16 protein-coding genes and 1 riboswitch are annotated in these 12,984 nt (G+C 64.2%); of the genes, 3 read left to right on the top strand and 13 right to left on the bottom strand.

Annotated elements, in window-relative coordinates:
• The first annotated feature begins 55 nt into the window (after positions 1 to 55).
• Positions 56 to 826, top strand: coding sequence for a DUF1194 domain-containing protein (locus AAIH46_RS15470; RefSeq protein WP_430306855.1), 771 nt, complete (start codon positions 56 to 58; stop codon positions 824 to 826).
• 4 nt (positions 827 to 830) lie between these two features.
• On the opposite strand, the gene AAIH46_RS15465 is transcribed toward AAIH46_RS15470, so the two are convergent.
• The 7 genes from AAIH46_RS15465 to AAIH46_RS15435 all read right to left on the bottom strand — a co-directional run bounded on the left by AAIH46_RS15465 (position 831) and on the right by AAIH46_RS15435 (position 4,020).
• Positions 831 to 1,610, bottom strand: coding sequence for an SDR family oxidoreductase (locus AAIH46_RS15465; RefSeq protein ID WP_430306854.1), 780 nt, complete (start codon positions 1,608 to 1,610; stop codon positions 831 to 833).
• 102 nt (positions 1,611 to 1,712) lie between these two features.
• On the bottom strand, positions 1,713 to 2,147 hold the full coding sequence (locus AAIH46_RS15460; RefSeq protein WP_430306853.1) for an HD domain-containing protein: 435 nt from the start codon (positions 2,145 to 2,147) through the stop codon (positions 1,713 to 1,715).
• Positions 2,144 to 2,521: a GFA family protein gene (locus AAIH46_RS15455; RefSeq protein ID WP_430306852.1), complete on the bottom strand. Its 378-nt coding sequence runs from the start codon at positions 2,519 to 2,521 to the stop codon at positions 2,144 to 2,146. Before AAIH46_RS15455 ends, AAIH46_RS15460 begins: the two co-directional genes overlap by 4 nt.
• Before the next feature lie 86 nt (positions 2,522 to 2,607).
• The gene (locus tag AAIH46_RS15450; RefSeq protein WP_430306851.1) at positions 2,608 to 3,108 is read right to left on the bottom strand and encodes an RES family NAD+ phosphorylase; all 501 of its coding nucleotides are present in this window, start codon (positions 3,106 to 3,108) and stop codon (positions 2,608 to 2,610) included.
• Positions 3,101 to 3,472, bottom strand: a complete 372-nt coding sequence (locus AAIH46_RS15445; protein ID WP_430306850.1) for an antitoxin Xre/MbcA/ParS toxin-binding domain-containing protein — start codon at positions 3,470 to 3,472, stop codon at positions 3,101 to 3,103. Before AAIH46_RS15445 ends, AAIH46_RS15450 begins: the two co-directional genes overlap by 8 nt.
• Positions 3,473 to 3,618: 146 nt before the next feature.
• Positions 3,619 to 3,825 (bottom strand): hypothetical protein, encoded by a 207-nt coding sequence (locus tag AAIH46_RS15440; RefSeq protein ID WP_430306849.1) that lies wholly within the window; start codon positions 3,823 to 3,825, stop codon positions 3,619 to 3,621.
• 9 nt (positions 3,826 to 3,834) lie between these two features.
• Positions 3,835 to 4,020, bottom strand: a complete 186-nt coding sequence (locus tag AAIH46_RS15435) for a hypothetical protein (RefSeq protein WP_430306848.1) — start codon at positions 4,018 to 4,020, stop codon at positions 3,835 to 3,837.
• A gap of 132 nt (positions 4,021 to 4,152) precedes the next feature.
• Here AAIH46_RS15435 and AAIH46_RS15430 point away from each other — a divergent pair, with 132 nt between their 5' ends.
• Positions 4,153 to 5,823: a glycoside hydrolase family 13 protein gene (locus tag AAIH46_RS15430; RefSeq protein WP_430306847.1), complete on the top strand. Its 1,671-nt coding sequence runs from the start codon at positions 4,153 to 4,155 to the stop codon at positions 5,821 to 5,823.
• A gap of 49 nt (positions 5,824 to 5,872) precedes the next feature.
• On the opposite strand, the gene AAIH46_RS15425 is transcribed toward AAIH46_RS15430, so the two are convergent.
• The 3 genes from AAIH46_RS15425 to AAIH46_RS15415 all read right to left on the bottom strand — a co-directional run bounded on the left by AAIH46_RS15425 (position 5,873) and on the right by AAIH46_RS15415 (position 8,588).
• Positions 5,873 to 6,850, bottom strand: coding sequence for a threonine ammonia-lyase (locus AAIH46_RS15425; protein WP_430306846.1), 978 nt, complete (start codon positions 6,848 to 6,850; stop codon positions 5,873 to 5,875).
• Between the two features lie 278 nt (positions 6,851 to 7,128).
• Positions 7,129 to 8,064, bottom strand: coding sequence for a glutaminase (locus AAIH46_RS15420; protein WP_430306845.1), 936 nt, complete (start codon positions 8,062 to 8,064; stop codon positions 7,129 to 7,131).
• 8 nt (positions 8,065 to 8,072) lie between these two features.
• Positions 8,073 to 8,588 carry a MarR family winged helix-turn-helix transcriptional regulator gene (locus AAIH46_RS15415; RefSeq protein WP_430306844.1) on the bottom strand — a complete coding sequence of 172 codons (516 nt, stop codon included), beginning with the start codon at positions 8,586 to 8,588 and terminating at the stop codon, positions 8,073 to 8,075.
• A 263-nt stretch (positions 8,589 to 8,851) separates the two neighbouring features.
• On the opposite strand from AAIH46_RS15415, the gene AAIH46_RS15410 reads away from it, so the two are divergent.
• Positions 8,852 to 9,511 carry a peroxiredoxin gene (locus AAIH46_RS15410; RefSeq protein ID WP_430306843.1) on the top strand — a complete coding sequence of 220 codons (660 nt, stop codon included), beginning with the start codon at positions 8,852 to 8,854 and terminating at the stop codon, positions 9,509 to 9,511.
• Here AAIH46_RS15410 and AAIH46_RS15405 read toward each other — a convergent pair.
• The 3 genes from AAIH46_RS15405 to AAIH46_RS15395 are packed head-to-tail and all read right to left on the bottom strand — an operon-like array spanning position 9,478 to position 12,313.
• Complete coding sequence (locus AAIH46_RS15405) at positions 9,478 to 10,308, bottom strand: ABC transporter ATP-binding protein (RefSeq protein ID WP_430306842.1); 831 nt, start codon at positions 10,306 to 10,308, stop codon at positions 9,478 to 9,480. The two genes, AAIH46_RS15410 and AAIH46_RS15405, sit on opposite strands and share 34 nt — an antisense overlap.
• Positions 10,305 to 11,279, bottom strand: coding sequence for a FecCD family ABC transporter permease (locus AAIH46_RS15400; RefSeq protein WP_430307336.1), 975 nt, complete (start codon positions 11,277 to 11,279; stop codon positions 10,305 to 10,307). The genes AAIH46_RS15405 and AAIH46_RS15400 overlap by 4 nt, the downstream gene beginning before the upstream one ends.
• A gap of 47 nt (positions 11,280 to 11,326) precedes the next feature.
• Positions 11,327 to 12,313 carry an ABC transporter substrate-binding protein gene (locus tag AAIH46_RS15395; RefSeq protein ID WP_430307335.1) on the bottom strand — a complete coding sequence of 329 codons (987 nt, stop codon included), beginning with the start codon at positions 12,311 to 12,313 and terminating at the stop codon, positions 11,327 to 11,329.
• A gap of 210 nt (positions 12,314 to 12,523) precedes the next feature.
• A riboswitch (cobalamin riboswitch) is annotated at positions 12,524 to 12,755 on the bottom strand.
• Between the last annotated feature and the right edge of the window lie 229 nt (positions 12,756 to 12,984).

The raw sequence follows: 12,984 nt of genomic DNA, 5'->3' as shown, positions 1-12,984 counted from the left end.
CCTCGGAAAACCTGTGTTACAGTCTCCGTTCACGAACGCTTGTGAAGGGAATGCCATGCTTGCCACCCTCGCGATGCTGATGAACCTGACCGCCGTTCCTGCAGCAGCGACTGCCGCAGGCGAGGTCGACGTGGAGCTTGTCCTGGCGGTCGATACCTCCCGCTCCATGGATTACGAGGAGATGCGCGTTCAGCGCGAGGGCTATATCGGCGCGTTGCAGCACCAGGACTTCATCAATGCGGTCCGCAACGGGCTGACCGGCCGGATCGCCATTACCTACTTCGAGTGGGCCGGCGAGGTCGATGGAAGCTCCGTCATCGACTGGCAGGTCATCGAAACGGCCGACGACGCCAAGGCCTTCGCCGACAAGCTGGCGGCACGTTCCATCGTCACCCAGCGGCGCACCTCGATCTCGGCGGCGATCGGCTTCGGCGCCCGCACGATCAGCGAAAACAGCTATGACGGGATGCGCCGGGTCATCGACGTTTCCGGCGATGGTCCGAACAACATTGGCGATCCTGTCGAGCCGGCACGCGACAAGGCGCTGGAGGCCGGCATCATCATCAACGGGCTGGCGCTGATGCTGCGGCCTTCCGGCACGTCCAGCGGGCTCGACAACTATTACGGAGACTGCGTCATCGGTGGTCTAGGCTCGTTCGTCCTGCCCGTGCACAACATCGAGGATTTCGCCGTCGCCATCCGCCGCAAGCTGGTGCTTGAGGTCAGCGGGCTGACACCCGACGTCAAAGTCCAGCGCATCGCCGCCAGCCCCAAGGCCGACTGCCTGATGGGCGAGATGCAGTGGCAGCAGTTCCTCGATCGCTAGCGGTCTAGCGCAGCAACCCCTGCCCGCCGTCGATGAAGACCGGCGTGCCGGATACGTGACGGGCGCGCTCAGAGGCGAGGAAGAGGATGAGATCCGCCACATCCTGGCTCTTGCCGGGCTTCCCGTCGTTGACCGGTATCTCACCGTCCGGCCACTCGACCGGCACCTCTGTCTCCTCGCGATTACGCATGCTGGTATTGTCGTTGATCGCCGTGTCGATTTCGCCGGGGCAGACGGCGTTGACGCGGATGTGGTGCTTGCCCAGTTCCAGCGCCAGTTGCTGCGCCATGGCGACCTGCGCCGCCTTGGTGGCGGAATAGGCGGTGGCGCCGGGAGAGGTGAAGGTGCGGTTGCCGTTGATCGACGATACGATGACGATGGCGCCGCCCTGCTTCTTCAGATGCGACACAGTGGTGTGCAGCGTCAGGTAGGTGCCGCGCAGGTTCACCGAAATGGTCTTGTCGAACTCTTCCGGCTTCAGATCGTCGATCGGTGCCCAGACGCCGTTGATGCCGGCATTGGCGACCACGATGTCGAGCCTGCCATACCGCTCCACCAGAGCCTCCACCGCCTTACGCATCTCCCCCTCGTCCGAGACGTCCGCGGTGATGGCCATGGCTTCTCCGCCAGCTTCCGTGATTTCGCCGACCGCCTTGTCGATCTCGTCGGCGGTATGGCTGAGGAGGCCGACCTTGGCTCCTGCCTTGGCGAGCGCCACCGCAGTCGCCTTGCCGATTCCGGATCCCGCACCGGTGACCAATGCCACTTTCGACGAAAATTCCATTGCGCTCTTCTCCTCGTCATCGATGGTGCGGTGCAAACCGCAGAGGCAAGTAATAGTTCCGGCGCAGCCGCTGGCTCCTGGGCCAAGCGGCGCTACCGGGTGTCACGGCTGCTCTGCGGTCAGTAGGCGCAGAGCCTCCCCGTATTTATGCGTTTCGCTGCCGATCCGCCGCGCCTGGTCGAGATTGTCGAGCAGATCGGCCCGCTTGACCGGACGCGCCAGCGGGTTGGCGATCGCCCTTCGGCAAAATGCAAGATACTCCTCGCCCGGGCGCTTGCTCATGGCGTCCACCGCCTGAACCACGGCGTCGTCGAAGCCGGCCGCACGCAACCGCTCCAGCGGCCATTCCGGGCATTTCTCGACCACGTCGTGCAGCCAGGCGACTGTCTGCTCCGTCTCGGTGCGCACACCGGCTGCGACGCGCGCGACATGATCGATCAGCGGCTCACCGGTCTTTGCCGTCTGCCCCTGATGGGCGGCCGATGCGATGGCCTGCGCCTGAAGCAGTTGCACGCCGACCGTCGATCCGGCACTCATCCGGTCCGATCCTCGACGAACTGATCCTTGCCCGGCAGCGGCTCCAGCCACCCTTCGCGCCGCTTGGTCCACAGCTCGTAGGTCGGCTCAAGGTCCGTCGGCGCCATGTCGAGACTGCCGACACGGACCTCGACGGTTTCCTCCTCGACATTGAAGAGGCGCGACCCGCAATCCGGGCAGAAACCTCGACCATTGAAGTGCTTCACGTCGCCGGTGTGGGAAAATGCATGGCGGGGCCAGACGGCAAAGGTGACGAAGGCAGAGCCGCTTTCCTTGCGGCAGTCGGCACAGTGACAGACACCGACGCGCAATGGCGCATCGTTGACGGTGTAGCGGACCGCTCCGCAGAGGCAGCCTCCCGACCGAATAATCATGCTTCTTCCTCCCTTGTCTGACCGACGTCGTAATGACCTAGGGCACGATCGGCAGCCGGCCAGAATGCCGCGAGTGGATCATACGGCTATCGCCAGGAGGCAGCATCCTTCGGCAGCCGCCCCTCGGGATCCGTCACCGTAAGGCTGAGGCCGTCGCCATCGTTCCAGCGCCACAGCGCCACGCAGGTGCCGCCGGGCGACATGAACGACTGATAAATCAGGCCGTCGAAGCCGTCTGCTACCAACCGCTCCTGGATGCGATGGGTTTCCGGCCGCCTTCCTGCCGCCATCTCGGCCCGCCACTCGCAGGCATGAATTTCCGATGCTGATCCCAGCGCTGCCAGCACCTGCGGATCGGACAGATCGATGATCCGGGCACCCTTCAATGTCATCTGCACGATCAGCGCCGGATGCTGAACAAAGCCCTGATTGTACTCGGCCCACGCGGTCGATAACTCCCGCGCCGCATAGAGTGCCGGTTGCCCGATCGGATTCCAACGTCCACCGAACCGGGCCGCACCCTCACCGGACAGCGGCACGTACGCCCAGCGCGGAACATAGGCGCGCCAGAGGACGATGTCAGGCATAGACGCCCGACCGTACCGCTTCGAGATAACGAAGAACCTCGTCCGCCCGGCCCTCGCGAACGAGGTCATAGGCCGTCATGCCGGACCAGCCGGGGATGGGCTGGTGCTTGAACCACACCGCCGCCCGGCTTTCGTCACCCGCCATCTCAACGACCACGGACAGGATGCGGACAACCGGGCTCAGCGCCTGATCGACTTTGCGCGCACTTGCCGTCCCGGCCAGCGTGTTGCGAGCGACACCGATCATCTGCGCTAGCTCGGTCTGCGTCAGGCCAAGCAGATCCGCCACGCGCCGCGGCGAGAGAAACGGAGACTGCGGGTCGCCAAATGAAATGGCGCCGCCTTCCAGGATGTGGGCAGTCATTGAGCGTCTCCTGACCGGTTTCTCATAGGATGGCGACCAATCTATGCCCTGAGCAGGATCGAGACAAGCCAGTGGATGGTGTCCCGTAGGGAAAAGGGGATCCGCACGTGGTGCGGATCCCTCGTTCAGGTGCTGCGGTTCCGGCGTCAGGCGGGGTGTGTGCCGCCCTTACTGCCGCTGTCGTGTGTGTGGTTGCGATCGTGCTCGCCGCCGCCGCCGGAGACCTTGGACCGCGTGCGTTCATCGCTGTCGGCCGGCGGCTTCTTCACTTCGAGCGGCGCCTTGGCGTTTTCGTGCGATGCGCCGGGACCGCCCTGGCGAATGGTGTTGGGATGTTTGCTGGACGTGCTCATGCGCGCCTCCTATCGATCCTGCTGGTAGCCCTGGTTGGTGGTGTTGACCTTGGAGTTTCCCTGCTGGCCCTGCTTGTCGAAGTTCTTCGAGCCCGGGTCGGCTGTACGCTCGGCAGCAGTCGATGGCGTGGCGGCGTCTCCGGTTCCCTTCGGGCTGCGATTGTCCTCTGGGACGGGGGGAAGTCGACTGTTCATGCTCTGCCTCCTTGCTGTCACGTGAACATGCGGACCCAACCGTGGGGGTGGGGTGATGTTCCCGCAAACGGCCCTATCTGAAGCAGACGAACAGTGATGCCATCAGCAGACCGGTTGCCAGGAAGAGAAACGATGTCCGAACTCCAGCCCAAAAATTCCGTCTCAAGCATCGATCGCAAGTGGTGGCACCGGTCGACGGTCTACCAGATCTACCCGCGCAGCTTTGCCGACAGCAACGGCGACGGCATCGGCGACATTCCAGGCATCATCGAGAGGCTGGACTATCTGCAAACGCTCGGGATCGACGTCATCTGGCTGTCGCCGATCTTCGCCTCGCCGATGGACGACAACGGCTACGACATCTCCGATTACCAGGACATCGCGCCGGAGTTCGGAACGCTCGCCGATTTCGACCGGCTGCTGGCGGAGGCCAGGACGAGGGGCATTGGCATCATGCTCGATCTCGTCGTCAATCATACCTCCGATGCGCATCCGTGGTTCGTCGAGGCCCGCAAGTCGCGCGATAACCCGTTCCACGATTTCTACGTCTGGCGGGATCCGGGATCGAACGGCGAGCCGCCGAACGACCTGCAGTCCTCGTTTGGCGGACCGGCCTGGGAATTCGATCCTCATCTGGGCCGCTACTACCTGCACATCTTCTCGCGGCGGCAGCCGGACCTCAACTGGGAGAACCCGGCCGTGCGGGCCGAGATCTACAAGATGATGAACTGGTGGCTGGACCGCGGGATTGCCGGCTTCCGGATGGATGTCATCGACCTCATCGGCAAGCAGGTGGATCTCGGCATCACCAGCGACGGCGCCCATCTGCACGATTATCTGCAGGAGATGCACCGCGAGACCTTCGGCGCTCGCGAGGTGCTGACCGTCGGCGAGACCTGGAGCGTCAGCCCCAGCTCCGCCCTCCTCTATTCCGGCCGTGATCGCGGCGAGCTGTCGATGGTCTTCCAGTTCGAGCACGTGACGCAGAGATGGGATCCCGTCTACGGCAAATGGCGTTCGAAGCCTTTCGATCTGCCAGCCCTCAAGGCCGTCTTCTCAAAATGGCAGCATGCGCTGGCGGACGATGGCTGGAACTCGCTGTTCTGGGGCAATCACGATCTGCCGCGCGCCCTCTCCCGCTACGGCGACGAGAAAGGCTATCCGGTCCAGTCGGCCAAGACGCTGGCGACCGTCCTGCACCTGATGAAGGGCACTCCCTACATCTACCAGGGCGAGGAAATCGGCATGACCAACGTGTCCTTCGAAAGCATCGACCAGTACAAGGACATCGAAACCCTCAACATGTACAGGCTGCACCAACAGGCAGGCCTGTCGCCGGACGACTTCATCCGCGGCGCAAACGAAAATGGCCGCGACAACGCCCGCACCCCGATGCAATGGAGCGCCGACCCGTATGGAGGGTTCACCACGGGCACGCCCTGGATCGAAGCCAATCCCAACTTTGCCAGCATCAATGCTGCCGCAAGCCTGGCCGACAAGTCCTCCGTCTTCCATCACTATCGGAAGCTCGCCGGGCTGCGCAAACAGCACGACGTGATCGTTTACGGCCGGTTCCAGCTGTTTCTCGACCAGCATCCGGATGTGTTTGTCTACACCCGCACGCTCGGCGGGCAAACGCTGCTGGTGGTGGCAAGCTTTTCCGCCCGGCCGCTGTCGCTGGAACTGCCGGACGAGCTGGCAACCACCGGCCGCAGCCTGATCTTCAACTACGAGCCGGTGGAGAGGGTCGGAGCGACCCTGCAGCTGCAGCCTTACGAATCCTTCGCCATCCTGCGCGATTGAGGGCACGGGCGTCTTGCTCGCCCTGTGCCAGGATCCAGACGCCTGAGGCTCAGTCGCCGTAGCGCGTCAGGGCGTCTGCGAACACATCGGGATCAACATTGCCGCCCGAGCAGACGGCGATGACGGTATCGGCAGTGATCTCGTCCTTGCGGAACAAGGCTGCGGCCAGCGCAACCGCGCCACCCGGCTCGACGACGATCCGCAACCGGTTGAAGGCAAGCACCATCGCCCGCAGCGCCTCTTCATCGGTGACCACGAGACCGGGACCGCACAGACGCGAAGTGATGGGAAAGGTGATGTTGCCAGGCTGCGGGGTGACGATCGCGTCGCAGACGGATCCGCCCATCGCCTCGTTGCGCTCGATCCGTCCACTCTTTAGCGAGCGTGCGGTATCGTCGAAGCCGGCCGGCTCCACCGGCCGCGCCGTCAGCCCGGGCGCCCGTGCTTCGAGCGCCAGCGCAATGCCGGAGGTCAGTCCGCCACCGCCGCAGCAGACCAGCACGTCGGCCGACGAGATGTCTTCCTCGCGCGCCTGCTCGGCAATTTCCAGCCCCACCGTCCCCTGCCCGGCGATCACCAGCGGCTCGTCGAATGGCCGGATCAGCGACAGGCGGCGTTCTTCGGCAAGACGCGCCCCCAACAGATCGCGGTCCTCGGTCAGCCGGTCATAGAGCACTACTTCGGCGCCATAGGCGCGGGTGTTCTCGATCTTCGAGCGCGGTGCATCGGACGGCATGACGATGACTGCGGCGATGCCATGCATGCGCGCCGCAAGCGCCACGCCCTGCGCGTGGTTGCCGGAGGAAACGGCCAGAACGCCGCGGCTTCTGGTCTCTGGGTCGAGCGCCGAGACGGCCGACCATGCGCCGCGGAACTTGAAAGAACCGGTGCGCTGCAGGCACTCGGGTTTGACGAACACCCGGCGGCCGGCGATCTCGTCGAGGAAAGGCGAGGATAGAAGCGGCGTGTAGAGGGCGCGACGACCGATGCGCAGGCGCGCCGCTTCGATCATGTCTATGTCGGTCATGTGGAAGATCCCCGAAAATTGCAGCTGAAAGAGCCTCAAGCCTAGGGCCTGTCGCGTCCGGCAGCAATGGCGAGGAGCCGTTCACCCCCGGCAAATCGGCAGGGATAGATCGGCGAGACGGGGCCGAAAAAGGCCACCGTCTCGCCTGCCGCATCTCCCGGAGAAGGGGGATGATCACGTTCAGGGGGACCTGAGATATGGGGTTGGTGGCAGAGATATGTCGGTGGTCCGGAAAGGCAACCGGCCGCTGCGGCCGCTTCCCAAATTTTCTTTGACCGTCAGGCGGCCGGTGCGCCAAACACCGACCAGCCGGTACGGTTGGCAAGCATTTCCAGCGCAAGCGAGCCGATAAGGGAGTTGCCGTTGTCGTTCAGACCCGGGGACCAGACTGCGACCGAGGCACGGCCCGGCGCCACGGCCAGAATGCCGCCGCCGACACCGCTCTTTCCAGGAAGACCGACATGATAGGCGAAGTCGCCCGAGCCGTCATAGTGGCCGCAAGTCAGCATCAACGCGTTGATACGGCGTGCCCGCTGGCTGGAAACGACGGTGTGTCCCGTCAGCGGGTTCTTGCCGTTAGCGGCCAGAAACAGGCCCGACCGGGCCAGCTGCGTGCAGGTCATTGCCAGCGCACACTGATGGAAATAGACGCCCAGCACATGCTCGACGGGGTGCTCCAGCCTGCCGAAGGACTTCATGAAGTTCGCCAGCGCGAAATTGCGAAAACCGGTCGCCGTTTCAGACCGCGCCACCTCGGGGTCGATGGTGATCGAGGGATCGTCGGCAAGGTACTGGACGAAGCGGACGATCTCGGCGATCGCCTCCTTCGGCGTATGCCCCGCCAGCACCAGGTCGCTGACGGCGATCGCGCCGGCGTTGATGAACGGATTTCTCGGTTTGCCGCTCTCGTGCTCCAGCTGGACGATGGAGTTGAAGGCCGAGCCGGATGGCTCGCGCCCGACGCGGTTCCAGGTGGTTTCGCCGTGCTTGCCGAGCGCCAGCGTCAACGTGAACACCTTGGACACGCTCTGGATCGAAAACGGCTCGTCGCAATCGCCGGCTTTGTAGATCCTGCCATCGAGATCGATGATCGCCATGCCGAACTTGCGCGGATCCACATGGGCGAGCTGCGGAATATAGTCGGCGACCTTGCCCTCACCAAGGCGCGGCTGGAGCGCGAGATAGATGTCGTCGATGATCTCCTGGAGGTCCATGCCGGGCGTCACTCTTCCGCGACGCTTGACAGATGATTGGCCGCCGACGCCTTGACCAGACCGACCTCTTCCCAGAGAGAGGCGACGAGCGCCGGGTCGACATCGTCCATCATGTCGCGCAGCCAGCCCTCATGCGCTGCAGCCATGGCGGAGAAAAGCCGCGTGCCGGCCTCCGTCAGCCGGGCGACAGTGACCCGCCGATCGCCCGTGGGCGTTTCCCGCACCACCAGTCCGTCCGCTTCCAGCCGCTCCACCAGCCCGGTGATATTGCCGTTGGTGACCATGGTGCGCTTGGAGAGCTCGCCAAGCCGCAACCCATCCGGCTCCCGGTAAAGTTGCGCCATCAGGTCGAACTGCGGCAACGTGGCGCCGAACTCGGCACGCAGGCGCTTGCGGATCTCGCCCGAGATCAGCTTGGTGGTCGACAGCATTCTCAGCCATAGCCGGGTCTCCGGCTTGCTTCTGGCATACGGCCCGTGCGCGGTGATTTCGAGGTCCAAAGCTGTTTCGACAAATTCCGTCATTGGTCGATCCTGCTCCCCATGATTGTCTCGGTAAGCTGTAAGAAGAGGTATTTGAAATGTCAAAGGTCTCGATCTGCATCTCGTGCCCGCCATCAAAGTTTCGCGGAAGCCGGCTGCATGCCCGAGCCACAATTCTGCTCCTAGCGCTGCCGGGCTGAGAACGGTTTTGCGGCTATCGGCCTTCAGTTGAAATCCGCGCCCTCGCATTTGCCGCCACTTCGCCTATGTTGAGCCCCTAACCTGAGTTGAAGGAGACTAAGCTCGTGTCGCTGCGCATCAATGACGTTGCTCCGGATTTTACTGCGGACACCACGGTCGGCCCGCTTCAATTCCACGACTGGATCGGCGACGGCTGGGCAGTGCTGTTCTCGCATCCGAAGAACTTCACGCCGGTCTGCACGACGGAACTAGGCACCATGGCCGGCCTCGAAGGCGAGTTTCGCAAGCGCGGCGTCAAGATCATCGGCATCTCCGTCGATCCGGTCGAAAGCCACGGCAAGTGGAAGGACGACATCCGCACCGCCACCGGTTTCGATGTCGAATACCCGCTGATCGGCGACAAGGACCTGAAGATCGCCAAGCTGTACGACATGCTTCCGGCAGCTGCCGGGGATACGTCGGGGGGCCGCACGCCGGCCGACAACGCAACGGTGCGCTCGGTCTATGTCGTCGGCCCGGACAAGAAGATCAAGCTGATCCTCACCTATCCGATGACCACCGGCCGCAACTTCAACGAGATCCTGCGGGCGATCGATTCGATCCAGCTGACGGCGAAGCACCAGGTGGCGACGCCTGCGAACTGGCAGAACGGCGACGACGTGATCATCACCGCGGCAGTATCGAACGAAGACGCCATCGCGCGCTTCGGCTCGTTCGACACCGTGCTGCCCTACCTGCGCAAGACCAAGCAGCCGACCGCCTGATCTGCATCAGGGCGCGTGCCGGGCTGACAATTCACGCGCTCTTCCACCGCAAACCGGATGGACATCTGTCCGTCGATGGTTTCCACCTGCGCATCGACCTCGAAGACATCCCGGATGAGGTCCGCCGTCAGGACCTCATCCGGAGCACCGATCGCCGCGAGCCGGCCGTGCTTCATGACGGCGATCCGGTCACAGAAAAGCGCTGCATGATTGAGGTCGTGCAATGCAGCGACCACGGTCAGCTGCAGCCGGCGCACGAGACGCAGCAATCCGATCTGGTGTCCGATGTCGAGATGGTTCGTCGGCTCGTCAAGGATCAGTAGCTGCGGCTGCTGAACGAGCGCGCGGGCAATATGCAGGCGCTGGCGTTCTCCGCCCGACAGGGTGTGCCAGCTGCGCGAGCCGAACGCCGCCATGTCGACGGCTTCAAGTGCCTCGTCGACGATGCGGTCATCGGCCCCCGACCACGGGTCGAAGAAGCCAAGATGCGGCGTCCGGCCCAATTCCACCGCCTGGCGCGCCGTCAGCCGCTCGGAGGTTTCCGCCTGCTGCTCGACCAGCGCCACCCGCGCTGCGAGATCACGGCGGGCGATGCCGGCAATGTCTGCGCCGTCGAGCTCGACGGTTCCGCCTTTTGGTCGGCGCAGGCCGGCGAGCATGCTGATGAGCGTCGTCTTGCCGGAACCGTTCGGGCCGATGATGCCGAGAAACTCTCCCGAGGCAACGGACAGCGAGACCTCGTCGACGATCTTCGTCGTGCCGCTCGCCCAGCTGACCTGTCGTGCGTCGATCCTCACAGGCTTGTCCTCCTGCGGCTCATGATGAGGGCGAAGGCCGGCGCACCGACCAGGGCGGTGATGACGCCGATCGGCAGCACCTGGCCCGCGACGAGGACCCGCGACAGGATATCGGCGAGGATCATGAAGACGGCACCCGTCACCGCCGCCGCCGGCAGGAGGACGCCGTGGCGGATGCCGACCAGCATGCGCGTGGCATGCGGAATGACCAGACCGACGAAGCCGATCGAGCCGACAAGCGACACCATAACGGCCGTCATCATCGCCGTGACACCGATCAGCACCACGTAGACGCGCGGCACCGAAATGCCGAGGGACGCGGCCGAAGCCGTCCCGAAGGCAAAGGCATCAAGCGCCCGCGCATGGGCGAGACAGACAAGCAGCCCTACGCCGACCGCCGGCAGCGCCAGCCCGACATCCGGCCAGCGCACGCCCGACAGATTGCCGAGGAGCCAGAACATGATGCCGCGCGCCTGTTCGGCATTGGCGGCCTTGGTCACCACGAACGAAGTGAGCGCGTGGAACAGCTGCGAGCCGGCGACGCCCGCAAGAATGATCGCCGCCGACCCCCGGCCGGCCCGCCAGGCCAGCAGCAAGACCAGCGCGAAGGCGAGAACGGCGCCGGCGAATGCGCCGAGCGGCAGGCCGACCAGCCCGCCGCCGAAACCGAGGATCGCCACCGCCACCGCACCGGTGGAAGCGCCTGCCGAAATGCCGAGGATGTAGGGGTCGGCAAGCGGATTGCGCAGCAGCGCCTGCAGGACGACACCCGAGAGAGCAAGGGCGGCGCCGCAGCAGGCTGCGACAACCACCCGGCTCAGCCGGTAACTCCAGATAACGCCGGCGTCGATCTGGTCCACCGCGTAACCGGCGTTCCATGCCTTGTTGGCGACAGTCTTCCAAACGACATCGATCGGTATTCGCGTCTCGCCGATCGCTGCCCCGAGCCCCAGGGCCGCAACGAGCAGCATCAGGGCGACGACAGTCGCCGCGGTACGAATGGCGGGCTTGCGTATCCTCACCGGCTGAGGCCCGCCGAGGCGATCGCGTCGGCGAGGATCTCGATCCCGTCGATGGTGCGGATGGTCGGGTTCATGGCCTGCGCATCGAGTTCGATGATGTGACCCTTCTGTACCGCGTCCATCAGGCTGGCCACCGGATCGGTCTTGAGGAACTGACGCTTGACGGCGATCTCGTCGGCCGGATAGCGGCGCCGGTCCATGCGCGCCGCAACGATCACCGACGGATTGGCCTTGGCTACGGTTTCCCAGCCAATCGTCGGCCATTCCTCATCGCTATCGATGATGTTGCGGATGCCGAGAGCCTCCATGATGTAGCTCGGCGCGCCGTTTCGCCCGGCCACGTAGGGATCGGCCGCCGGCGACGCGCTGGAGAACCAGAAGACCGCCGACAGCGCGCCGCTCGCGGACGCGACCTTGGCGCGTGCCGCGGCTTCGCGTTTCTGCAGATCGGCGACCACCTGCTCACCGCGATCCTGCACGTCGAAGATCTTCGCAAGGTCGCGGATTTCCGCGTAGATCAGGTCCATGGTGAACGGCGCGACGCGAACGCCATCGCCGCCTGTCGAATTGTCCTTGCCTGTGCAGTCGGAAGGCGATGTGTAGACCGGCACCTGCAGGTCTTCGAACTGCTTCAAAGTGCCCACCGTGCCCTTTGCCCCGACGTGCCACTGAAACTGCACCGCCACCAGATCCGGCCGCGTCGCGATGACGCTTTCGAAGCTCGGATCGTTGTCGGCCAGCCGCTTCACCTTAGCATCGACCGCCTCGTAGCCCGGCAACACCGGTCCGACCCAGACCGCCGTGCCGGCAACGCGGTCGCCGAGCCCGAGCAGATAGAGGATCTCCGCCGAACTCTGGCCAATCGCCACGGCGCGCTTCGGCGCGTGCTGGAAAGTGACGTCACTCCCGCAATTCCGGATCGTCAGGGGATAGGCGGTCGAAGAGGCTTCCGCCTCGCCGCCCACCAGACCTGCGGCCAGCATCAGGATCGCGGTTGCCGTACCGGCACCGCGGGCTCGAAATTTCATCATGGATGACCCCAGAGTGAGAAGGAACAGGATTGCAGGCGTCACGCGCTGCATCCGGTGATCGATGTGGCTCGTCCGGGGATATGGCTGTGCAAGAGAGTGCGCTCGCTGATGCGAGAGAAGGTCATGGTCAACTCCTGTTCCGGGCATCCCCGCCCGTGACTTTGGACTTTTCGATCGATGGCAGGTCTCCTGGCTCACGGTAGTCGCGTCCCATCTGCCTTCCCGCGCTTTCGGCGCAGTGGCATGGCGCTTGCGCGCCACGAGGATGTTCAGCTCCGCTTACAGTTGCGGGGGCAGCCCCGGCATTGGCAGCTCGAATAAGATGCCGCACCGAGTTCCCTATTAATCCCCTTGCCCGTGGAGGGCGTGAGGAACCATCCGCGCCAGATAAACGTGGCATCGCTGCTTGGTCAAGGCGAAGCGTACCCTGGATCTTCTGCTTCGTCTGATCGGCAGTAATGTAATATCATTACTGCATAGCCGTCCTTTTTTGATCTGTCCACTGCCAAAAGGCCACCGGCGGAATTTCTGTGATCTCCAACGCGGTGATCGGGGGCGCCGGATGCTTTGGCCGGTCGCGACGGAGATGAACGGGCCGATGGCGCAACCGAGATGGCAAAGCC

The organism is Rhizobium sp. 0TCS1.26 (assembly GCF_050455525.1).
In the GTDB taxonomy this organism is placed as follows: Bacteria; Pseudomonadota; Alphaproteobacteria; order Rhizobiales; family Rhizobiaceae; genus Neorhizobium.
The sequence above is the reverse complement of the archived record's forward strand: the minus strand, read 5'-3'. Positions and strand labels throughout refer to the sequence as shown.

Coding starts and splice junctions, on each gene's coding strand:
- AAIH46_RS15460 (WP_430306853.1), bottom strand. CDS start 2,147: ATGAGTGCCGGATCGACGGTCGGCGTGCAACTGCTTCAGGCGCAGGCC.
- AAIH46_RS15465 (WP_430306854.1), bottom strand. CDS start 1,610: ATGGAATTTTCGTCGAAAGTGGCATTGGTCACCGGTGCGGGATCCGGA.
- AAIH46_RS15430 (WP_430306847.1), top strand. CDS start 4,153: ATGTCCGAACTCCAGCCCAAAAATTCCGTCTCAAGCATCGATCGCAAG.
- AAIH46_RS15400 (WP_430307336.1), bottom strand. CDS start 11,279: ATGCTGCTCGTTGCGGCCCTGGGGCTCGGGGCAGCGATCGGCGAGACG.
- AAIH46_RS15420 (WP_430306845.1), bottom strand. CDS start 8,064: ATGGACCTCCAGGAGATCATCGACGACATCTATCTCGCGCTCCAGCCG.
- AAIH46_RS15415 (WP_430306844.1), bottom strand. CDS start 8,588: ATGACGGAATTTGTCGAAACAGCTTTGGACCTCGAAATCACCGCGCAC.
- AAIH46_RS15470 (WP_430306855.1), top strand. CDS start 56: ATGCTTGCCACCCTCGCGATGCTGATGAACCTGACCGCCGTTCCTGCA.
- AAIH46_RS15395 (WP_430307335.1), bottom strand. CDS start 12,313: ATGCTGGCCGCAGGTCTGGTGGGCGGCGAGGCGGAAGCCTCTTCGACC.
- AAIH46_RS15445 (WP_430306850.1), bottom strand. CDS start 3,472: ATGACTGCCCACATCCTGGAAGGCGGCGCCATTTCATTTGGCGACCCG.
- AAIH46_RS15455 (WP_430306852.1), bottom strand. CDS start 2,521: ATGATTATTCGGTCGGGAGGCTGCCTCTGCGGAGCGGTCCGCTACACC.
- AAIH46_RS15450 (WP_430306851.1), bottom strand. CDS start 3,108: ATGCCTGACATCGTCCTCTGGCGCGCCTATGTTCCGCGCTGGGCGTAC.
- AAIH46_RS15435 (WP_430306848.1), bottom strand. CDS start 4,020: ATGAACAGTCGACTTCCCCCCGTCCCAGAGGACAATCGCAGCCCGAAG.
- AAIH46_RS15425 (WP_430306846.1), bottom strand. CDS start 6,850: ATGACCGACATAGACATGATCGAAGCGGCGCGCCTGCGCATCGGTCGT.
- AAIH46_RS15440 (WP_430306849.1), bottom strand. CDS start 3,825: ATGAGCACGTCCAGCAAACATCCCAACACCATTCGCCAGGGCGGTCCC.